At 34.1% G+C, this 22,315-nt stretch carries 18 protein-coding genes; 9 read left to right on the top strand and 9 right to left on the bottom strand.

The features are described 5' to 3' along the window. Positions 1-68: 68 nt before the first annotated feature. The 6 genes from secDF to asnB all read right to left on the bottom strand — a co-directional run bounded on the left by secDF (position 69) and on the right by asnB (position 10,206). Positions 69-3,050 carry a protein translocase subunit SecDF gene (secDF, locus tag Q0876_RS15295; RefSeq protein WP_299229646.1) on the bottom strand — a complete coding sequence of 994 codons (2,982 nt, stop codon included), beginning with the start codon at positions 3,048-3,050 and terminating at the stop codon, positions 69-71. Between the two features lie 197 nt (positions 3,051-3,247). After that, positions 3,248-3,895, bottom strand: a complete 648-nt coding sequence (locus Q0876_RS15290) for a hypothetical protein (protein ID WP_299229644.1) — start codon at positions 3,893-3,895, stop codon at positions 3,248-3,250. A gap of 75 nt (positions 3,896-3,970) precedes the next feature. Then, on the bottom strand, positions 3,971-4,897 hold the full coding sequence (locus Q0876_RS15285) for a malate dehydrogenase (RefSeq protein ID WP_299229642.1): 927 nt from the start codon (positions 4,895-4,897) through the stop codon (positions 3,971-3,973). A gap of 123 nt (positions 4,898-5,020) precedes the next feature. Further along, positions 5,021-6,070: a DUF6588 family protein gene (locus tag Q0876_RS15280; RefSeq protein WP_299229639.1), complete on the bottom strand. Its 1,050-nt coding sequence runs from the start codon at positions 6,068-6,070 to the stop codon at positions 5,021-5,023. A 125-nt stretch (positions 6,071-6,195) separates the two neighbouring features. After that, positions 6,196-8,145 (bottom strand): DNA topoisomerase (ATP-hydrolyzing) subunit B, encoded by a 1,950-nt coding sequence (gyrB, locus tag Q0876_RS15275; protein ID WP_299229636.1) that lies wholly within the window; start codon positions 8,143-8,145, stop codon positions 6,196-6,198. A gap of 372 nt (positions 8,146-8,517) precedes the next feature. Next, on the bottom strand, positions 8,518-10,206 hold the full coding sequence (gene asnB / locus Q0876_RS15270) for an asparagine synthase B (protein ID WP_299229633.1): 1,689 nt from the start codon (positions 10,204-10,206) through the stop codon (positions 8,518-8,520). 255 nt (positions 10,207-10,461) lie between these two features. Here asnB and Q0876_RS15265 point away from each other — a divergent pair, with 255 nt between their 5' ends. Continuing rightward, positions 10,462-11,007, top strand: coding sequence for a DUF2911 domain-containing protein (locus Q0876_RS15265; RefSeq protein ID WP_299229630.1), 546 nt, complete (start codon positions 10,462-10,464; stop codon positions 11,005-11,007). 50 nt (positions 11,008-11,057) lie between these two features. Here the strand turns inward: Q0876_RS15265 and Q0876_RS15260 are convergent, their stop codons facing one another. Beyond that, the gene (locus Q0876_RS15260; protein WP_299229627.1) at positions 11,058-11,690 is read right to left on the bottom strand and encodes a 7-carboxy-7-deazaguanine synthase QueE; all 633 of its coding nucleotides are present in this window, start codon (positions 11,688-11,690) and stop codon (positions 11,058-11,060) included. Between the two features lie 41 nt (positions 11,691-11,731). Beyond that, entirely contained in the window at positions 11,732-12,178 is a 447-nt protein-coding gene (locus tag Q0876_RS15255; RefSeq protein ID WP_299229624.1) for a RidA family protein, read from the bottom strand. 56 nt (positions 12,179-12,234) lie between these two features. Between Q0876_RS15255 and Q0876_RS15250 the strand changes: the two genes are divergently transcribed. From Q0876_RS15250 to Q0876_RS15215, 8 genes are all read left to right on the top strand, one after another. Next, positions 12,235-13,764, top strand: coding sequence for a helicase HerA-like domain-containing protein (locus tag Q0876_RS15250; protein WP_299229622.1), 1,530 nt, complete (start codon positions 12,235-12,237; stop codon positions 13,762-13,764). Between the two features lie 37 nt (positions 13,765-13,801). Continuing rightward, positions 13,802-14,362, top strand: coding sequence for a hypothetical protein (locus tag Q0876_RS15245; RefSeq protein ID WP_299229620.1), 561 nt, complete (start codon positions 13,802-13,804; stop codon positions 14,360-14,362). A gap of 50 nt (positions 14,363-14,412) precedes the next feature. Then, positions 14,413-14,775: a cupin domain-containing protein gene (locus Q0876_RS15240; RefSeq protein WP_299229618.1), complete on the top strand. Its 363-nt coding sequence runs from the start codon at positions 14,413-14,415 to the stop codon at positions 14,773-14,775. Beyond that, on the top strand, positions 14,775-15,602 hold the full coding sequence (locus Q0876_RS15235; RefSeq protein ID WP_299229616.1) for an alpha/beta hydrolase: 828 nt from the start codon (positions 14,775-14,777) through the stop codon (positions 15,600-15,602). Before Q0876_RS15240 ends, Q0876_RS15235 begins: the two co-directional genes overlap by 1 nt. A gap of 17 nt (positions 15,603-15,619) precedes the next feature. Continuing rightward, positions 15,620-16,390, top strand: coding sequence for a 23S rRNA pseudouridine(2604) synthase RluF (gene rluF, locus Q0876_RS15230; RefSeq protein ID WP_299229613.1), 771 nt, complete (start codon positions 15,620-15,622; stop codon positions 16,388-16,390). Next, entirely contained in the window at positions 16,391-17,269 is an 879-nt protein-coding gene (locus tag Q0876_RS15225) for a LytTR family DNA-binding domain-containing protein (protein ID WP_299229610.1), read from the top strand. It abuts the gene before it with no gap. Between the two features lie 107 nt (positions 17,270-17,376). Further along, positions 17,377-17,949, top strand: coding sequence for a hypothetical protein (locus Q0876_RS15220; protein WP_299229607.1), 573 nt, complete (start codon positions 17,377-17,379; stop codon positions 17,947-17,949). 64 nt (positions 17,950-18,013) lie between these two features. Next, entirely contained in the window at positions 18,014-18,436 is a 423-nt protein-coding gene (locus tag Q0876_RS15215) for a VOC family protein (protein WP_299229604.1), read from the top strand. Between the two features lie 69 nt (positions 18,437-18,505). Here the strand turns inward: Q0876_RS15215 and Q0876_RS15210 are convergent. Then, the coding region (locus Q0876_RS15210; protein WP_299229601.1) for a T9SS type A sorting domain-containing protein at positions 18,506-22,315 on the bottom strand (3,810 nt) is incomplete at its 5' end.

Here is a 22,315-nt window from a genome sequence, read left to right as displayed (position 1 = left end):
TACAATAAATTATAAATAAAAAGACCACTTCAAATGAAGTGGTCTTTTTATTTATATAAGATAGATAACTATGCTTTATCCTCTTCTTTTGGCGCAATGCCTTTGTTCTTCAATGTATCATACATAATAGGCGTTGCAATAAATACAGATGAGTATGTACCTACAATTACACCTACAATTAATGCAAATAATAACCCTCTAAGTGATTCTGCACCAAAAATGAACATTGCCAATAATACAACCAATGTTGTTAACGAAGTATTTAACGTTCTACTTAAAGTACTGTTAATTGCAGAGTTGATATTTATACCTCCTTTAAATCCAGCACGTTCAGCTAGTACTTCTCGAATTCTATCAAATACAACAACTGTATCATTAAGTGAGTAACCTATTACAGTCAATATTGCCGCAATAAATGCTTGGTCAATTTCCATACTAAATGGCATAAACTTATATAGCAATGAAAAGATTCCTAAAACAATTATCACATCATGGAATACTGCCGCTACTGCACCTAAAGAGAATTGCCATCTTTTAAAACGGAATAATATATAAAGGAATACCACTACTAAAGATCCTAACACTGCCCAGAATGACTCTTTCTTGATATCATCGGCAATAGTCGGACTTACTTTACTTGATAATACTTTACCCACGCCATTAGTAGCCTCAGAAAACTCGTTATAGCTTATATTAGCAGGCAAGTACGATTTCAGTCCGTCAAAAAGCATTGTTTGCACTTCTTCATCAGCTTCAGTTGAATTTTCATCAACTTTATATTTTGTTGAAATCTTCAATTGATTTGCACCACCAATCGTTTTTACTTCTGCACTTCCAAAAACAGCGTTTAAATCTCTGGCAACATCTTCAGAACTTACAGCCTTATCAAAACGAATTTGATAGGTTCTTCCTCCAACGAAATCAATACCTTGATCTAATTTATTTGTGAATAAAGACCCTAGACTCACTAAAATTAAAATACCAGAAATAACATAAGCTATCTTACGTTTAGAGATAAACTTAATACTCATATTTTTGAATAAATTCTTTGTAATTGATGTAGAAAAATCTAAAGTCTTACCACTATTTACATACCAATCAACCAATAAACGTGTAATAAAGATTGCAGTAAACAACGAGGTTACAATACCAATTAATAAAGTAGTTGCGAAACCTTTAATAGGCCCAGTACCAAATATAAATAATATCAATGCCGTTAAACCTGTTGTGATGTTAGCATCTAATATTGAAGATAATGCATTTGCAAATCCATCTTTTACTGCTTCTTTTTGCCCTTTACCTTTTCCTAGCTCTTCTCTAACTCGCTCAAATATAAGTACGTTAGCATCAACAGACATACCTATAGTTAATACGATACCTGCTAAACCTGGAAGGGTTAATACTGCTCCTAAACCTGACAATACACCAAAGATTAATAAGATGTTTAGTAGTAAGGCAATGTCTGCAAAAATACCTGCTTTACCATAATATAAAATCATCCATAGCAATACTAAAGATAAAGCAATTAAAAAGGATTTTGTTCCACTTTCTATTGCCTCTTGACCTAAAGATGGTCCAACTTGATCTGCTTGAACTATATCTGCTGAAGCTGGTAATTTACCTGCTCTTAATATGTTAGCTAAATCGACAGCTTCGTTAATTGTAAAATTACCAGAAATTTCTGTATTTCCGCCTGAAATAGCTCCGTTAGACGCAGTGGGTGCAGAATACACAATATTATCTAAAACTATGGCTATCTGGCTTTGGTTTGTATAAGCTCTACCTGTAATTTCTTCCCATTTCTTAGATCCCTTTGCATTCATTTGCATGGTTACCGATGGCTTATTAGTATTGCTGTAAGATTGACGAGCATCAGTGATTACTGCACCACTTAATTCTGGCTCATTGTCTCTATTTCCTTTCAATGCAAATAAATCTACATACTCTTCACCTGTTTCTTCGTCTGCAACTGGTTTTCCAAAAGCAAAGAAAATATTACGAGCATCTGCTGGCATTTTTGCTTTAACTTCTGCCATATCTAAGTAAGACTGCATCGTTTGCTTGTCTTCAAGTTTAACAGCAATCATTCCTCCAGTTCTTGGAGGCGAAATCAAGTCAAACAAAGGATTAACTACATCTAATGCTGTAGAATCTGTAGAAGTTTCTCCTAATAAATCATCAATGGTACTATCACTATCTGTACTGGTTGAATCTTGTGTTTCTGTAGCTTCTTCTTTTTCGTCTAATCCTAACTTAGTTTTAAGCACCTCATTAGCATCAGCAAAGAAATTACCTAATGCTTGTCCATTATCTACATCCCAAAACTGTAATTGCGCTGTGGTAGTAATTAATTCTGTTGCACGCTTTACATCTTTAACCCCTGGAAGCTCTACTAATACACGACCTGTATTTCCTAAACGTTGAATGTTTGGAGATGTCACACCAAATTGATCAATACGTTTACGTAATACTTCGAAAGCAGATACAATAGACTCATCTACTTTTTTCTCGATTTCCTTTTTCACTTCATCATCAGTCATGTTGATGTTAATTACATCATCAAGATTTCTATTAGCGAAAATATCAGGAGATGCTAGTTTTTGATCTCCTTTTATTGCATCCCAAGCATCATAAAAAGACTCTAGATATGATTCTTGAGCATTCTTTTGAATTTCTTCAGCATCAATTAAAGCTTTATTAAAAGCTGGGTCTTTAGTATTATTAGCTAGACCCTTTAATATGTCTTTTACAGAGATCTCTAAGATTACATTTAGCCCACCTTTAAGGTCAAGACCAAGATTCATAGACTTTTCTTTAACTTCTTTTCCTGTAAAAGTTGCTATACCTATATCAAACGCTTCCTTGCTTGAGATAGAATCTAAGTAGCGAACTTCCGCATCATTAATTTCATTGACGTTTTGAAATTTACTTTGCGCATAGATCTTTGCATCTTTTTCAATTTGATTGTTTTTGAAGGTAAATGATAATTGGTAAATACTTACCAATCCAAATAACACTGCAAAAAGCTTTACTAATCCTTTGTTTTGCATTACTTTATGTTTTTATGTGTCAATTTTTTAAAACGAGCAAATATAGAGATTGCTCACGATTTGACAATTTATTTTATTGATTATATGTATTGTTTTGATAGCTTTTCGACTAAATACTTATGCTATCTTTAAAAAGTAAGATACATGTGCATATTGACACTGAATATCTTAAAAACTAATTTTGGGAATGAAGTAACTTAGCTAAGTAATTTCCCGTTTGAGTTTGAGTTAGGACCTGCTCTTACTTCTGGGATTTTGTAAGAATTATTATCAATCGTTATTTCGATTCGTTTACGAAATTTACCAACTCCTTGTTCTAAGGCGTTTAAATCTTCAACTATAGCATCTTTGTTAGTGAAATACTGATTTGGATTGGAAAACCTATTGTTTTCTGCTTTTTGTTCTAAGCCTAATTTTCCAGCAATATCAGATGTGCTACCTTGTTCATTTTGGATTTCATAAACATCAACATTATATGCAATTGACTTTTCTTCAGAAGGAAAATCATCAGGTATGTCGGTGTTTTGATTAGACAGATCGCTTAATCCAAGTGCAATTTGGTTAGATAGTATTTTCTTTATACTAGCAACATCAGTATCACTATAGTAACGTATTATTAATTGCCCATCAAGATATTCGTCAACTTCAACATCATCTACCCCTACTAATTTCAATTGTTGTTTTACTTCAGCAATTGCATGTTGAGCCTCATCTAAAGTGATCTGACCTGTAGTAAACTGTAGCACAATTTGCTGATTAGGCAATGTGCTTTGCTGCTGATTAGCAATACCACCTAAAAGTGCAAGGGTAATAATTAAAGTACTTATGTACCATCTTGATTTCATGCGCCAAATATAAAAAAAATAAAGACTGTATTTCTACAGTCTTTAAATCTATTTCTATAAGTGTGATATAAAATCTTACAATTCTAGTAATCCATTGGTTTTCTTAACACCTTCAGCACTTTCATGTAAATGGTTTTTTTCAGCATCACTTAATTCTATTTCAACAACTTTTTCAATTCCTTTTCTTCCTAATACTACTGGAACTCCTATACATAGGTCATTCAATCCATATTCACCTTCTAATAGTGTTGAGCAAGGAAACATTTTCTTTTGATCACAAGCAATTGCTTGTACTAATCCTGAAACTGCTGCTCCAGGAGCATACCATGCAGATGTTCCTAATAATTTGGTTAAGGTAGCGCCTCCTACTTTAGTATCTTCTTTGACTTGATTTAGTCTATCATCCGATAGAAACTCAGACACTTTAATACTGTTTCTAGTTGCGTGAGCTGTAAGTGGCACCATTCCTTTATCACTGTGACCTCCAATAACCATTCCATCAACATCACTTATTGGTGCGGCTAATGCTTCGGCTAATCTATACTTAAATCTAGCAGAATCTAAAGCACCACCCATTCCAATGATTCTATGTTTAGCAATATCTGTTGTTTTATGCACTAAATAAGTCATGGTATCCATTGGATTACTAACCACGATAATAATTGTATTTGGAGAATGCTCAATTAAACTTGATGAAACCGATTTTACAATTCCAGCGTTGATACCAATTAATTCTTCACGAGTCATGCCTGGTTTACGAGGAATACCTGAAGTAATCACACAAATATCACTATCTGCAGTCTTTGTATAATCGTTAGTGACTCCTGTGATTTTAGTATCAAAACCATTTAGGGACGCTGTTTGCATTAGATCCATAGCTTTACCTTCAGCATATCCTTCTTTAATATCTAATAGAACGACTTCACTTGCAAAATCCTTAATTGCGATATACTCGGCACAACTTGCACCTACTGCTCCTGCTCCAACTACTGTTACTTTCATTTGTTTTTATGTTTTTAAATTGTGTTGTTAATTGCGAGTGCAAAATTACGAATTATTCTAGTTTTAAAGAAAAAAAAGCGCCAGATATAATGCAGTGTATTTTTGTAAGATAGGTTACTTAGGTTATCTAAAACTGAATGCTATTCCAGCACTTGCAGTATTGTATTCTTGAAATGTGTAGTCTGCAAAGATTTTAAAAAAACCGATATTCAATCTACTTCCTATAGTAGCTCTCATTCCATCAGCTTCAAAATCTAAGTTGATAGGATCACTTACCGTTTCACTAACACTACCAACAACATCACCATTACTGTTTTCTACATCATAGGTTAAAATATAATCGCCTTTCATTTTTGCTGTGGTTTTCCCTCTATTATAACCTAAACTACCATAAAAGGTAACAATTTTAAAGTCTAAAGATGCAATTGCTTGGAGCGTCCATGTATTCATTTTAAACTCTGCCTCACCATTATTTACGGTAACTTCATCTACATTTTCACCATCTATATCATAGGTCACTTTCATATTAGTGAATGCCGCTAAAACCGAAACATTTAGAGGCAATTTATCTAATGGACCAAAATATTGCATTACATCATGCTGCAATCCAAATCCTATCAAATTCGCTTTAACGTCATCATCAAAACTTAGTGTAGGAACAAATCTTAATTTTATATCTGTGTTAAAGGGCAATCCCAAGCCTGCTTGCACCATTGGTGTAGGAACAGCATTGATAGGCAGGTCGTCAGTAATACCTCCAGGCATATCAAAGCTAGCAACTTTAAATGAGCCATTACTATTAGGAATTGGAATTCTAATATCGACTGTAGTTTCTGTGTCATCTTCGCTCATAACCGTTGGTAACGAATTTTCACCATTTGGTAGCGCCAAGAACGCATAATCACTAGGTATAAAAGCAAACATTTGATCTTTTTCAGGCACAAAAGAAGCATTTGCGTTTATTGTAATATCAAAACCAAATTTCTTGTGAGTTTTTGCAGTAGTAAACCAACCACCATTCATACTATACATTAAACCCAACATGGCTGGATTTAGATAATTTTCTGCGAGTAAACTAGCATCATCTGCTGCCAATATAATAGTTTCTAACTCTTGAGATCGAGATTGTTGATATGAAAACAACAGGAATATAAATATGATAAATTTCTTCATGACAATAGTGGTAAGGTTTACGTAAATGTAACGAAAACATTTCATCTATATTTTACTGAACTCATGAACAAAAAAAAGCAGTTATCCAATATAACTGCTTTTAATATAAGATTTAAGATGTTTTATTAGGCATCTATGTTAGCATAAATCGCGTTCTTTTCAATGAATTCTCTACGAGGAGGCACTTCATCACCCATTAACATTGAAAATATACGATCTGCTTCTCCTCCATTATCAATCTGTACCAAACGCATGGTTCTAAACTCAGGATTCATTGTGGTATCCCACAATTGCTCTGCATTCATTTCTCCTAGACCTTTATAACGCTGTATTTTAGAATTCTCTCCAAATTCAGAAACAATTTCATCACGCTCCTTATCTGTCCAAGCATATTGTTTTTTAGCACCTTTTTTTATGAGATACAAGGGAGGTGTAGCAATATATATATGACCATTCTCTATCAATTCTTTCATGTACCTAAAAAAGAAAGTTAATATTAGGGTGGCAATGTGACTACCATCAATATCTGCATCACACATGATTACTACTTTATGATAACGAAGCTTTGAAAGGTTTAAGGCTTTACTATCTTCTTCGGTTCCTATAGTAACACCTAGTGCCGTAAAAATATTCTTAATTTCTTCGTTTTCAAACACTTTATGTGTCATTGCCTTTTCAACATTCAAGATTTTTCCACGTAAAGGTAGAATGGCTTGAAATGCTCTGTCACGACCTTGTTTTGCTGTACCACCTGCCGAATCTCCCTCAACAAGGAATACTTCGCATTTTGCAGGATCTTGCTCTGAACAATCACTTAATTTCCCAGGTAAACCACCAATACTCATTACTGTTTTACGCTGTACCATGTCTCGTGCTTTTTGAGCAGCATGACGTGCTTGAGCGGCTAAAATAACTTTTTGAACAATGGTTTTAGCGTCATCTGGATGCTCTTCAAGGTAATCAGTCAACATTTCAGATACTGCCTGACTCACAGAGGCAGACACTTCTCTATTCCCTAATTTTGTTTTTGTTTGTCCTTCAAATTGAGGTTCTTGAACTTTTACAGAAATAATAGCGGTTAACCCTTCACGAAAATCATCACCAGCAATATCAAATTTTAGTTTATCTAACATTCCTGAAGCATCCGCATATTTCTTCAACGTGTGTGTTAAACCTCTTCTAAATCCAGATAAATGTGTACCTCCTTCATGTGTATTAATGTTATTTACATACGAATGTAAATTTTCAGCATAGGAGGTATTATAAATCATTGCAACCTCAACTGGGACTCCATTTTTTTCGCCTTCAAATGAAATAACATCTTTCATTAAAGGTTCTCTGTTCCCATCTAAAAACTTTATAAATTCCTTAAGACCTTCTTCAGAATGGAATGTTTCGCCTTCAAATTCTCCTTCTTCATTCTTATGACGTCTATCAATCAAATGAATCGTGATCCCTTTATTCAGATAGGCTAGTTCTCGCAAACGACTTGCTAACGTATCGTAACTATATTCTAAAGTTTGAGTAAATATTGTTGGGTCTGGTTTAAACGTTACAGTAGTTCCTCGCTTATCGGTATCTCCAACTTGTTTTACGGGATACATCGTTTTACCACGTTCGTACTCTTGCTCATAGATTTTACCTCCTCTATATACTGTAGCCTTTAAGTGTTCAGACAGCGCATTCACACAACTTACACCAACCCCATGCAATCCTCCAGAAACTTTATAAGAGTCTTTATCAAACTTACCACCTGCACCAATTTTTGTCATAACAACCTCAAGTGCAGATACACCTTCTTTTTTGTGAAGATCAACAGGAATACCACGACCATCATCTTCGGTAGTAATTGAGTTATCTTCATTAATGGTTACAGTAATATTATCACAATGTCCTGCTAATGCTTCATCAATTGAGTTATCTACAACTTCATATACTAAATGGTGTAAACCACGTGTTCCAACATCACCAATATACATGGATGGACGCATACGAACATGCTCCATTCCTTCCAACGCCTGAATACTATCAGCAGAATAGTTATGCTTATTAAACTCTTCTTTTTTCTCGCTCATAAATCTTAAATTTATTTTGAAATATTTAATTCTTAGGTTATACAACCAAATGCAATATGTTTCATAAAAAAGGATGCCTATAAGCATCCTTTTGAACACAAACAAAGATACGAAAATATGAGGCTTTTTAAAAGCTTTTTATCGATTGAATTTAATAATTATTAACATTTGTTAATTACTTAAAAGTGTCTTAAATCGCTTAAAAAGTATCTTAAAATAGATTTCGGCTAATTTTAACATCTTCTTAAAAACATGAAAAACACAAAATCTCGCAGAGATGAGGTTTTGTGTTTTGAATAACTCAATTAACATTGAATAAAGTCTAATCTATCTGTTCTAAATAGCTTTTAAAATTTAATGACTTAAAAAAAACTAATTTTGAACAGGTACATCTTCTTTAACATAAGCATCATCATGCACTTGCGCTACAGCTCTTCCAGATGGATCATTCATGTTTTTAAATGCCTCATCCCACTCTAAAGCAATTTTAGTACTACAAGCCACACTGGCTTCTTGAGGCACAGATAAGGCTGCAGCATCACTAGGGAAATGTTCAGCAAATATTGAGCGATAATAAAACTCTTCCTTATTGGCAGGTGTTTGCAAAGGAAACTTATATTTAGCATTAGCCAATTGCTCATCTGAAATTTCATTCTCTACCATTACTTTCAAAGTATCAATCCAACTATATCCAACACCATCACTAAATTGTTCTTTTTGTCTCCAAGCTACAGATTTAGGTAACATAGATTCAAAGGCTTTTCTCAACACCCATTTTTCCATACGCTCACCATTAATCATTTTGTCTTGAGGGTTGATGCGCATCGCAACATCTATAAATTCTTTATCAAGAAATGGCACACGTCCTTCAATTCCCCAAGCTGCTAAACTTTTGTTAGCTCTTAAACAATCGTACATATGTAATTTGCTTAGTTTTCTGACGGTTTCTTCATGGAACTCTTGAGCATTTGGCGCTTTATGAAAATACAAATAACCGCCAAATAATTCATCTGCACCTTCACCTGATAACACCATTTTGATTCCCATAGATTTAATCACTCTAGCCATTAAATACATTGGTGTGCTTGCACGAATGGTTGTAATATCATAAGTTTCTAAATTATAGATAACATCTCTTATGGCATCTAAACCCTCTTGAATGGTGAATTTGATCTCGTGATGCACTGTTCCAATATGATCTGCAACTTTTTGTGCTGCTGCCAAATCTGGAGATCCTTCTAAACCAACAGAAAAACTATGTAGTTGCGGCCACCAAGCTTGTTCTTTATCATCAGCTTCAATACGACGTTCGGCATATTTTTTTGCTATAGCTGAAGTTATCGAAGAATCCAATCCACCAGACAATAACACACCATAAGGTACATCGCTCATTAATTGCCTGTGCACTGCATCTTCTAATGCCTGACGAACTTGCGTTATTTCGGTTTGGTTCTCTTTTACAGCTTTAAAATCTTCCCAGTCACGCTTATACCATTGTACTAACTTGTCATCTTTACTTGATAAAAAGTGTCCTGGAGGGAATAATTCAATTTTAGTACAAACGCCTTCTAATGCTTTTAATTCTGAAGCTACATAGAAGGTTCCATTTTGATCCCAACCCATATATAGTGGAATAATCCCCATATGATCACGTGCAATTAGGCATTCATCATGTTCTACATCATAAATTGCAAATCCGAAAATACCATTCAACTCATCTATAAATTCAACTCCTTTTTCTTTGTATAGTGCTATAATCACTTCACAATCACTTTCAGTTTGAAATTGATAAGAAGGAAATTGATTTCTTAATTCCCTATGATTATAGATTTCGCCATTTGCAGCGAGTACAAGTTTTTTATCCGCACTAAATAGCGGTTGCTTTCCTGAAGCTGGATCAACAATAGCTAGTCGTTCATGAGCCATAATTGCTTTTTCATTACTATATATTCCACTCCAGTCTGGCCCTCGATGACGAATCTTTTTTGACATTTCAAGCAACTGGGTTCTCAGTTGATCAGATTTCTGCTTTAAGTCAAAAGCACATACAATTCCACACATATTCTTTATAATTTAATTTTACTCTAATTAATGAGACAAATATGCTATTAAGATTACAATAATTAAATAATAATATTAAAAATAGTTTCAAAATTAAAATATTTTTATATAAATAATAAATATTTGTAACTTAAAAATAAGATTTAAGTATAATTCACTTTAAAAATGTAAATTTTAACACCTATTAGCGACTTTTAATATAATATTAAGACCAATTGGTTATATTTTAGAACAATCATTAAAACACAAACAATTATGAAGAAAACATCAATTATTTCAATTTTAACTCTAGCATTAGTACTATTATTTTCGGTAAATAGCAACGCTCAAGAGTTTGCAAAATTAGATAAGAGCCCAATGGACGCGGCAGCATTTCCGTCTAGTTACAAAGTAGCCGATAAGCTTATTAAAATTGTATACAGTAGACCTCAATTAAACAGGCGTAGTTTAGATAAATTAGTTCCAAATGGAGAAGTATGGCGGACTGGTGCTAATGAAGCTGCAGAATTAACGCTGTATGTTCCTATGTCACTAGGTAAAACTAAAATACCTGCAGGCACTTACACGTTCTACGTAATTCCAGGAGACAAAGAGTGGACTGCTATTATTAGTAAAGACCTTAATGTTTGGGGAAGCTATTTTTACAATAAGGAAAATGACGTTGCCAGATTAGTTGTTCCCGTAACTGAAGGCAAAGAATCTTTAGAAGCTTTTTCAATTGCCTTTGAAGAAACTAAAAGTGGCGTTCAGATGCATTTAGGTTGGGGCAATACTAGAGTTGCTGTTCCATTTTCTAGATAAGAAAAAAGAAATAAAATTAAAAAAGCTCTGATTTCTCAGAGCTTTTTTAATTAGGGTATATTCAAATATTTATGAGTTTGCAATGACACTTTCCATTTAGGATTTGTCATAACATAATCCACAATCTCTGGCATCATTTTTTCACGTTTACTCCACTCTGGCTGAAGATATAATATACAATCTTTATTAACCTTGGCGGCTTGTTCTTCAGCAAATTTAAAATCGTCTTTGTTATAGACAATACATTTGAGCTCATGAGCTTTTTCATAAACTTCTTCCGTTGGTAATTTCATCTTTTTTGGAGACAAACAAATCCAATCCCAAACACCAGTAAGTTTATAAGCACCCGAGGTTTCTATATGTGTTTGAACACCTTGAGCTTTTAATTGCTTAGTTAAAGGTTCCATATCCCAAGTCAATGGCTCTCCACCAGTAACCACAATAGTGTTACTATACTTTACAGCATTTTCAACAATTTTTTCTGTTTCAGTCGGCGGATGCAATTCTGCCAACCAGCTTTCTTTAACATCACACCAATGACAACCAACATCACAACCTCCAATTCTAACAAAATATGCTGCAGTACCTTTATGAAAACCTTCCCCTTGGATGGTATAAAATTCTTCCATCAACGGTAATAGTAATCCTTTATCTATAAGTTCTTGTCGTTCTCTTCTTGTCATAGCGTGCAAAGATACTTTTTAAAGTTTGAAGTGGAAAGTTTTTATTTTACAGCGATAACATCAATTTCAATGCTAGCACCTACTGCTAAACCACTAGCAGCGAAGGTAGTTCGCGCTGGTTTATTTGGAAAATAATTCACATATACATTATTGAAAGCTTTAAAATCATTAATATCTTTTAGAATTACAGTACACTTTACCACATTATCCAATGAAGAGTTGTGATGTTCTAAAACAGCTTTTATATTTTCTATACACTGCTTAGTTTCTGCTTCTACACCTCCTTTAACCAATGTTCTTGTAGTGTGATCCATTCCTACTTGGCCTGCTAAAAATAAAAACCCATCACTTTCAACTGCATCACTAAATGGTGCCTTTAATTTTTTAGGCTCATGCGATTTATGAAATATTATACTATTACTTGATTGCTCACAAGACCATAATCCGAAGCAAAAAAATACAATTACAATTAGTAATACATTTTTCATTTTGGTACATTTAAAACTTGATTAAAATTACATTATTTTTATACAAAATTTGAATGATGAGCAAAAGAGACGATTTTTTAAAAGAAATCACAGCAGGAAATACAAACAAAGGTGAATATATTACATTAGGATCTGCTATGCTAGAAGGTGAAACTATAGCAAATGCTTTTGTAAATGTACCTTTAAAAACAATGAACAGACATGGCCTTATTGCTGGAGCTACTGGAACTGGAAAAACTAAAACACTTCAGGTTTTAGCTGAAAACCTAAGCGAAAAAGGAATCCCTGTTTTATTAATGGATATTAAAGGTGACCTGAGTGGTTTGGCAAAGGCGAGTTCTGGTCATGCAAAGATAGACGAGCGCCATGAAAAGATAGGGCTACCTTTTGAAGCTAAATCATTTCCTGTTGAACTTATGACTTTATCTGAACAAGATGGTGTACGCTTAAGAGCTACTGTAAGTGAATTTGGACCTGTTTTGCTTTCTCGCATTTTAGATTTATCTGACACTCAATCTGGTGTTGTTGCCGTGATTTTTAAGTACTGTGATGATCATAAATTACCATTATTAGATCTCAAGGATTTTAAAAAAATACTTCAGTATACCACACAAGAAGGCAAAGCTGAATTTACTGACGCCTATGGAAGAATTTCTGCTGCATCTACTGGTGCTATTTTGAGAAAAGTTGTTGAACTCGAACAGCAAGGTGGTGAATTATTTTTTGGCGAAACATCTTTTGAAGTGGATGACCTTTTAAGAATTGATGATGATGGAAGAGGTTTTATAAACATTATAAGACTAACCGATATTCAAGATCGACCTAAATTGTTCTCAACATTTATGCTAAGTCTTTTAGCTGAAATTTATTCTACCTTTCCTGAACAAGGTGATAGTGGTCGTCCTGAATTAATCATGTTTATTGACGAAGCGCATTTAATTTTCAATGAGGCATCAAAAGCATTACTCAATCAAATTGAAAGTATTGTTAAATTAATTCGTAGTAAAGGTGTAGGGCTTTACTTTGTAACACAAAATCCAACAGACGTTCCAGAAGCTGTATTAGGTCAGTTAGGACTAAAAGTGCAGCACGCTTTACGAGCATTTACCGCTAAAGACAGAAAGGCAATCAAGCTTACTGCTCAAAATTATCCAGATACAAAGTATTACGATACAGCTGATGTATTAACTTCATTAGGAATTGGTGAAGCACTGGTCTCTGCTTTAAATGAAAAGGGAAAACCAACACCTCTAGCTGCTACAATGATGAGAGCTCCAATGAGCAGAATGGATGTTTTAACTGAAAGTGAGTTAGGAGCACTTTTAGCAAAATCTAAACTGGCCAAAAAATATAATGATGAAGTAGATAGAGAAAGTGCCTATGAAATGCTTAACAAAAAAATTGAAGTAGCTGAAGCTGAAGAGGCTAAAGAAAAAGCACGTAAAGAACAAGAAGCTTTGAAAAAAGCTGAAACTAAACGAAGAACCAAGCGCACCAGCACTAGACAAAACCCAATCATTAAAGTTTTGAGTAGTCCAACAGTAATTAGAAGTGTTCTTGGAATTTTAACTAAAATGCTCAAATAATTTTATTGCTTAACCGTCGAAAACACATTATCATTCCATGAAGAAATCTATATTCGTACTATTCACTTTAGCTGTATTGATTACTAGCTGCTCATCAGAAAAAAAACAAGATCCATTTCAAGTTGGAAAACAAAATATTGGTTTACTAACAGATTCAACTAAAATCAAAGACCTAGAGTTGGTTTTTCCTACAGACTCTGTGGTTACTTCTTCAATTAAAGGTGATGAATTTATTGGTGATAAAAATGATATCGAAGTTTTTGACGCTACTGGAAAAAAGCTTTTAATACTAACACCTTCTCAAGCTTTAGATTCAACAGCTGTAATAGAAAGTGCTCAAATTCTAGACTCTAGATATAAAACAGATAAAAATATTTCAACGTTAAGCACATTTGCCGACATTAAAAACAGCTATACCATATCAAGTATCTCTACACTTATCAGTTCTATTGTGGTTTCGGTCAATGAAATTAATGCATCATTCACGATAGACAAAAAAGAACTACCTGCAAATTTGCGTTTTAATATGGATTTAAAGATTGAAGCCGTACAAATTCCAGACAATGCAAAGATCAAATATTTCATGGTGTATTGGTAGCTTAGAGATGAATTTGATCAATGAAATCATAGACTCATACCACACAAGAAATGAAAAAATACACCGTACAGAACACACCATTTATTGTTCCAACAACTGATGAAAAAATAATCAAAGAGCATTTTGGTCAAGCTACAGATAAAAACTCTGAAATAAGCATAGCTCACATGATAGCACCAGCAGGTTGGAGCGAACCTTTCCAAACACCTGAGTTTGACGAATACACGTTTATTATTAAAGGTAAAAAACAATTCATTATTGACAATGAAACTATAATTTTAAATGCTGGTGAGTCTATAAAAATTGAAAAGAATGTTAGAGTTCAGTACTCAAACCCGTTTACAGAAGCATGTGAATATATTGCGATATGCAGACCTGCATTTTCTATAGAATTAGTTAATAGAGAAGGTTAATGAAACAACTAATCATAAAGCTTATAGGATGTATCATTAATTGTATAGGTGTGCTTTCTTCAAGAACAGCGGGTAAGTTAGCTATTAAACTGTTTTCAACTCCAAGGAAAATAAAATTCAAAGAATTAGAAAAAGATTTTTTAGAAACTGCTTTCATGGAAGATATTACATCTAAAGAATTGACTATTATGACTTATCGGTGGTTAGGAGCAAAAAAAACCATTCTTTTAGCTCACGGTTGGGAGAGCAATTCATATCGATGGAGAGCACTTATAGAGCAACTTATCTCTCAAAATTATAATGTTATCGCAATAGATGCTCCTGCACATGGAAATTCGAGTGGCAAACTTTTTAATGCCATTTTATATGCTGAATCCATTAACCATGTAGTGGAAAAATTCAATGTAAACATTATAATAGGTCATTCTGTTGGTGGAATGGCTGCCGTATTTACTCAACATAAGTATCAACCCTCATCTGTAGAAAAACTAGTTCTATTAGGAGCTCCATCAAACTTCGTTGGTGTATTAGAAAGATATGTCAATATGATGGGCTATAAAAAACATATCGTTAATTCTATCAATAAAATTATCGTTGAACGTTTTGATAAAAAACCAGATTATTTCAATGCAGCAAAGTTTTCTGAAACATTCAAAATAGATGGACTAATTATACATGATAAATATGATAAGATTATACCCTATACTGATGCAGAAGACTTTGATAAGTATTATAAAAATTCGAGATTAATAATTACTAAAGGTTTTGGACATGGACTGCGCTCTGAAGTAGTTAATAACTATGTTATTGATTTTATTAAAGTGTAGTTTTGTACTTTTGAAGCATGGCAGAAGACAACCTAAAACGAATTAACAAATATCTTAGTGAAGTAGGTTATTGTTCGCGTCGAGAAGCAGATAAACTTATTGATGCTGGTCGTGTAACTATCAATGGAGTAATTCCAGAAATGGGAACGAAAATTAGTCCTAATGATAACGTTCGAGTTGATGGTGAACCTGTAAAGAACACTAAAGACAAATTTGTTTACCTAGTATTCAACAAGCCAGTTGGTATTGTTTGCACTACAGATACTAGAGTAGAAAAAGATAATATTATTGACTTTATAAATTATCCAAAACGTATTTTCCCAATTGGCAGATTAGATAAACCTAGTGAAGGCTTAATTCTTTTAACTGATGACGGCGATATTGTGAATAAAATTCTTCGTGCGAGCAACAATCACGAAAAAGAATATATAGTTACCGTAGACAGACCTATTTCGCAAACATTTATCAACAGAATGTCTGGTGGTATTTATTTGGAAGATCTTGGGAAGACTACTAAAAAGTGTAAGGTCAAAAAAATAAACTCAAATACATTTAGTATTATTTTAACTCAGGGTTTGAATCGTCAAATTAGACGTATGTGTGATTATCTCAATTATGAAGTACAAACTTTAAAACGGGTTAGGATCATGAATATCACTTTGGATGTCCCCGTTGGAAAATATCGTGAGCTAAGCATTGATGAATTAAAAGCATTAAATAAACTTCTAGAAAATTCAACAAAGAGCTACCGAGGTAAGTCTTCGCATAAAAACAAAAAAGGACATTAAATGCTTAGACAACTCAAAACCATATCAAATGCGAAACAAAGCATCTTTATTATTAGTGTTGTAGTACTACTTGCCATTACATTTGAAACCTTTCAACAACTATATTATATAAGACGTTATGAACTTGTTGAAGGAATTACATTCTTTGAACTGGTAAAAAAGCAAGCATATCGTTGGGTAATATGGTTACTATTATCTCTGGTTTTGGTATGGACTATTAAAACACTAGCAGAAAAACGTAAAACAACACTTGGAATACTAAAAATAGTAAGTAGTATTATTGGATTAGTCACACTAAATATTGTAATTATATCAATAAGTGCAATAGTGTTGAACAATGATGTAATTAGTTTTACTAATTTAAGCTCTGAATACATACCATTTTTCATGTATCAAAAAGCACCGATGTATACTCTAGGGTATATTGCCATAAGCATTATATTACTCTTGTATTTTGAAAATGAAAAACTACAGGTTGAAATTCAGGAGCTTTCAGAATTAAAACTCACTAACAGTAAACTTTATGAACAGTTAAGAGCACAAGTTGATGAAAAATCAACAATCCTCAACATTAAAATTGGTAATAAACGTAAGATTATTCCTGTGTCTCACGTATGTTGGATAGAAGCAGATGACTATTGTGTCAAAGTACATACAACCAACAAGAAAACTTACACGATGAGAAGCTCATTAAAAGCATTGGAAGAAAAATTAAATACAAACTTCTTGCGTGTACACAGAAAAGCAATTGTTAATATGAATTTAGCCAAAGAACTAAATTTGGTAAACACTCCTAATGTTATTTTACAAAACGACACAAAAATACCTGTATCGAAACGAAATTTGAAAACTGTAAAAGAGTTTTTATCAAAATATTAATACTTATTTAACTCACTTTACTGCAAATACCCAACGACTCTCTGCAATAACTTAGTGATGGTTACTTTTTTTCTTTTTATTTGAACACAATCAAAAATAAAATAGTCATGAAATTAATCTCCTTGCTCAGTCTTATCTTATTATCAACAATGGCATTTGCACAATATAAGTACAACACTTCTAGTAAATTTCCATTCGGAAAACCAAATCCTAAGGCTCCAGAGCAAATTAAAGATTTCGAACATATGATAGGCACTTGCAACTGCACATCTACTACGAGGAAACAAGATGGCACTTGGAATGAAGTTGAAGACATGATTTGGAGTTGGAAATATATTATGAACGGAACTGCTGTCCAAGATGAAACTTTAAAATCTGATGGCTCACATTCAGGAAGTATTAGACAGTTTATAGCAGACAGTAATCGTTGGTATGTACATTGGTTCTCATCAAAACAACCATCAACAACATTTCCTGTCTGGGAAGGTAAGAAAAAGGATGACAAAATAATCCTGTATCGCAAACAAAAAGCACCTAACGGTATGGATGGGTATTACCGCTTAACATTTTATGATATCAGTAAATCTGGATACAAATGGATTGGTGAATGGGTAGACACTACTGAAAAAATAAGTTATCCAACTTGGAAGATTGAATGTCTGAGAAAAAACAAACCCTAGCATTAATAGTTTGCGAATAAGTCATAAAAAGTAGTAAATTAGACCAAAATACTTTTTTTTGACTATGTCTCATATTCGTCCTTTTCATATTGCAATTCCAGTTCATAATCTTGAAGCCTGTAGAGTTTTTTACAGAGACATTCTTAACTGTAAAGAAGGTCGTAGTAGTAAACACTGGGTAGATTTTAACCTATTTGGTCATCAACTAGTGATACACTATAAACCAAAATCTAATGATTCACTACACGTTAATGAAGTGGATGGAAAATCTGTTCCAGTTCCACATTACGGCGTCGTATTAGATTGGCTGATGTTTCATGAATTTGCAAAAAGCTTAGAAACAAAAGGGGTAAAATTCATCATAGAACCCTATATAAGGTTTGAAGGCCAAGCAGAAGAACAAGCTACTATGTTCTTTTTAGATCCTGCAGGAAATGCCCTTGAATTCAAAGCTTTTAAAGATATTAAACAACTGTTTACTAAATAAAAAAAACAACACCTCTAATCTTATACAGATTAAAGGTGTCGAAAAGTTGCTATTAATCATTTTGGTTGGTTACTTATCAACTACAACTTTCTTGACTTTAGTTCCTTTATTTGTTACTACTTTTAAATAGTAAACTTGACTCGGCATTCCAGAAAGGTTAATCGAAATGTTTCTACCCTTCTGAGTTTTAACATCCTGAGAAAGCATTCTTGTGCCTACCAAATTGTATAGCTCTACAGTAACATTTCCGGTAATTGTGGTGTTAAACTTCACATTAACTTTGCCTTTAGTTGGATTTGGATACGTTTCAAAATCAAAACCAAATCTGGCTTTATCCTTACCATCCGAGTTAGCACCTTCTCCTTCTATATTGAAATCCTCTTCATCACATGAAGCTTCAACTTTATATGAACAGGTTGTAGAACATCCATTAGCATCGGTTACTGTAACAGAGAATATACCAAAACCAGATCCTGGTACAAAATAAAATTTGTCTGTATCTCCATCAGATAAGGATTCCCATCCTGTTTTGATTGAACTAGTCCAAAGCTCCCATTCGTAAGTCAACGCTTGCTCTGGGTCATGATTTGTTTGTATCTTAATATAGAATTCATTATTCCATCCACAAACAAGTTCAGACTCTTGGAAGCTTGGTAAGAATTTACAATACACCTGTGGCCCTTCTTCTATTCTAACCAATACTGCATCTACACAAGGGTTATCAATTCGTGCAAAATCATTAGTGTTATAAATACCTTTACCCTCTTCTAGACCATTGATAAGACCAAGTCTTGTTTCAGTTGAATTGTCTATTAAATTAGCTTCAACAACATAGATTCCTGGAGCAAAATATTCTTGACCACTTAAATCTGGTCCTATACCATTTTTCTTAATCGTATAAAACGCACCTTCACTGAGGCTTTCAATAGTTATTGTACCATCTTCTGCACCATTACACGTTTCATCTGTTGAACTCACAACAATTTCAACTTTTGCTGGCTCTTCAATAGTTACTACTTCAGAGATGATACAAGCTTCATTATCGTTTCCTTCAAAGGACGCTGTTACAGTATATTCGCCTGGCTCATAAAGCATATCGGCATCATAAGGATCGCCATTTACTGTAACAGTAGCACCTTCAGTAACAAATTCAACAGTAATAGTTCCATCATCTAATCCGAAACATGTTAAATCTGTATGAGACACTTCTAATTCAATACAGATACACACTGGTGCTTCTACAGCCAATTCAGTATCACATTCAAACCCTCTAGTAGCTGTTATAATAACATCTTGACCTTCAGGAATATCATTGATCGTCCATGAATCTCCTCCATTATCTGTAGCATTTCCAAAGTTTGAAGACACTTCAGTAGTTCCTTCTGATACAATAATATCAATAGAATAGGTTCCATAAACATCATCACATGTTGGCAATGCTGAAATTATTTCTGGTAAGGCAATAACTTCAATATCGAATGCACATGTATTTGTACAACCAGTATTGTCATTAGTATACGTATATGTAATTGTATGTGTACCAATGTTTGCTAAAGCAGGACTAAATGTTCCATTTTCAACTCCAGCACCACTATACTCTCCACCTTCAGGTGATGCGAGTTCTAGAGTAAATGCTGGCAAATCAACACAAACACTAAAATCATCTGGACACAATACTTCTGGTAAATCATTTACAGTGATCGTGATTTCTGAAGTGTTCGAACAACCTGTACCGCCCTCTCCAGAACAATCATTACATACTTGAGTATTGTAGGTTCCTACTGGCATGCTACTGTTTGGGTTTGTGTTAGAAGTCTCACCATCCCAAGCTTCTCTTCCTCCATAAGTCCAACTTGCTTCAACATAAGTTGTTCCATCTGGACCTGTACTCGTATTTCTATAAGCCCAACTATCTGTATAATCCCAAGCTTCATTATCACCATTTACTCCTACAACACCATAGGTATCAATAACATTTCCATTTTTGAATAATTCTATTGCATCATCACCGTTAATATTGGTAGCTGTTCCTTCTACATATGTTGGATCGAAACCAAACCATGTGTTAAAATCTTCTGCATCAGTAGTTACATAAATATATGTTCCTTCTGTAGCTTCATCAGCTGGGAATGTGTATTCAACACCTGAACTTGCATTACCATTATTTGCTGAGCCAAGACCATAAATACTTAAATCTGGAATATCATGTAAAACATAGAGTTCAACTCCTTTTGGCTTACCTCCTGTCAAATCACCATCATATATTGCAGTCAATACCAGTGCATCACAATCCTGTACACCATTACCATTATCAGTATATGAATATGTAATTATAGTATCACCAGCACCTGCTATTGAAGGATCGAATAATCCATTCTCATCAACACCAGTTCCACTCCAAGTACCTCCTTCTGGAGTACCTAATAATTGAACTGCATCTGCATCAATACATATTGAATCTACTTCTCCTATAGTTACTTCTGGTAATGGATTAATTGTTACTGTAACCGTAGAACTATCATCTGGACAAGGAGCATCACCTTGCACAGTATACGTATATGTTCCCTCTAGATCTTCCTGCGCATTGAATGTCCCATCATGAGCACCGTTAGGTCCTTCCCAACTTCCACCAGCTGCTTCATCAGTTATAAAATCTGAAAGATCATAAACATTATCATCATCTTCACACACTTCTAGAGTTCCATCGTTTCCTGCATTGACTGGATCTGTTGCATCTACATGGAATGTTGACACGCAGCTTAGTCCATTAGGATTACAAGCATCATAACCGAATAGTTCGAACTCAATATCAAGTGCTTGACCACAAACATAATCTGGAAGACTTGGTAATTGATCTAGATTAGAAGTAGCATCACATCCATCTTTGACTTCAAAGCCAGCAATCCAGTTTTGATATGCATCGGCTATTTCTTGAGCAGTTGCCGAAGCTGTTAACGATACTGGAGCAGGACAAACTACATCTAAAGATATAGCTGCCTCTACACTAAATGTACCTGAACATCCATCTGATCCACAATCATCTGTCGCACTTAAATCAAAACTCAAACTAACTGCACCTCCACATACATAGGATGGAAGACTTGGTAATTCACCTAAATTAGATACCGTATTACATCCTCCTGTGACACCAAAACCTGATGACCATGCAGCATAGGCATCTAAAATCTCTTGCTCAGTACTACATGATGGTAAACTTACATCGGCATCCTGTGGACAACTTACCGTTAGGTCTTGTGCATCTTTCACTGTGAAACTAGCCGCACATGATGCTAATGGTGTACATGCATCACTTGCCTCTAATGTAAAGTTTAAATTCACTGGCTCTCCACATGCAAAATCTGGTAATGATGGAATATCTCCAATATTTGATGTTGGGTTATCGCCATCGTTTACACTAAAGCCTGCTACCCATATATTATAAGCATCTATTATTTCTTGTTCTGTTGCACAACTATCCAATACTGGATCGGTTGGACAACTTACTGTTAATCCTGTTACGCCTGGAACTGTAAATGTAGACTCACAGGATTGTATATCACAATCTCCTGTAGCTGTCAATTCAAAACTTAAATCTACTCCTGAACCACAATTGAAATCTGGTAAAGTTGGTAATTGATCTAAATTAGAAGTTACGTTACAACCGCCTGTGACACCAAAACCTGATGACCATATAGCATAGGCATCTAAAATCTCTTGCTCTGTCGAAGATGAATCTAAAAGAACTGGTGCTGGACAATTTGCTACTAACGGATCTGCTCCTGCTACGCTAAATGTACCTGAGCATCCATCTGATCCACAATCATCTGTCGCACTTAAATCAAAACTCAAACTAACTGCACCTCCACATACATAGGATGG

This window comes from uncultured Psychroserpens sp. (assembly GCF_947503375.1).
Taxonomy (GTDB): Bacteria; Bacteroidota; Bacteroidia; order Flavobacteriales; family Flavobacteriaceae; genus Psychroserpens.
Note: the sequence above shows the minus strand (reverse complement) of the source record. Positions and strands in the feature narration are given on the sequence as shown.

Bases quoted from the DNA above. Each gene is read 5' to 3' on its own strand.
- Q0876_RS15245 (WP_299229620.1), top strand. From the start codon at position 13,802: ATGAAGAAATCTATATTCGTACTATTCACTTTAGCTGTATTGATTACT.
- rluF (WP_299229613.1), top strand. From the start codon at position 15,620: ATGGCAGAAGACAACCTAAAACGAATTAACAAATATCTTAGTGAAGTA.
- Q0876_RS15255 (WP_299229624.1), bottom strand. From the start codon at position 12,178: ATGAAAAATGTATTACTAATTGTAATTGTATTTTTTTGCTTCGGATTA.
- Q0876_RS15235 (WP_299229616.1), top strand. From the start codon at position 14,775: ATGAAACAACTAATCATAAAGCTTATAGGATGTATCATTAATTGTATA.
- Q0876_RS15240 (WP_299229618.1), top strand. From the start codon at position 14,413: ATGAAAAAATACACCGTACAGAACACACCATTTATTGTTCCAACAACT.
- asnB (WP_299229633.1), bottom strand. From the start codon at position 10,206: ATGTGTGGAATTGTATGTGCTTTTGACTTAAAGCAGAAATCTGATCAA.
- Q0876_RS15225 (WP_299229610.1), top strand. From the start codon at position 16,391: ATGCTTAGACAACTCAAAACCATATCAAATGCGAAACAAAGCATCTTT.
- Q0876_RS15290 (WP_299229644.1), bottom strand. From the start codon at position 3,895: ATGAAATCAAGATGGTACATAAGTACTTTAATTATTACCCTTGCACTT.
- Q0876_RS15260 (WP_299229627.1), bottom strand. From the start codon at position 11,690: ATGACAAGAAGAGAACGACAAGAACTTATAGATAAAGGATTACTATTA.
- Q0876_RS15220 (WP_299229607.1), top strand. From the start codon at position 17,377: ATGAAATTAATCTCCTTGCTCAGTCTTATCTTATTATCAACAATGGCA.
- Q0876_RS15265 (WP_299229630.1), top strand. From the start codon at position 10,462: ATGAAGAAAACATCAATTATTTCAATTTTAACTCTAGCATTAGTACTA.
- secDF (WP_299229646.1), bottom strand. From the start codon at position 3,050: ATGCAAAACAAAGGATTAGTAAAGCTTTTTGCAGTGTTATTTGGATTG.
- gyrB (WP_299229636.1), bottom strand. From the start codon at position 8,145: ATGAGCGAGAAAAAAGAAGAGTTTAATAAGCATAACTATTCTGCTGAT.
- Q0876_RS15250 (WP_299229622.1), top strand. From the start codon at position 12,235: ATGAGCAAAAGAGACGATTTTTTAAAAGAAATCACAGCAGGAAATACA.
- Q0876_RS15215 (WP_299229604.1), top strand. From the start codon at position 18,014: ATGTCTCATATTCGTCCTTTTCATATTGCAATTCCAGTTCATAATCTT.
- Q0876_RS15280 (WP_299229639.1), bottom strand. From the start codon at position 6,070: ATGAAGAAATTTATCATATTTATATTCCTGTTGTTTTCATATCAACAA.
- Q0876_RS15285 (WP_299229642.1), bottom strand. From the start codon at position 4,897: ATGAAAGTAACAGTAGTTGGAGCAGGAGCAGTAGGTGCAAGTTGTGCC.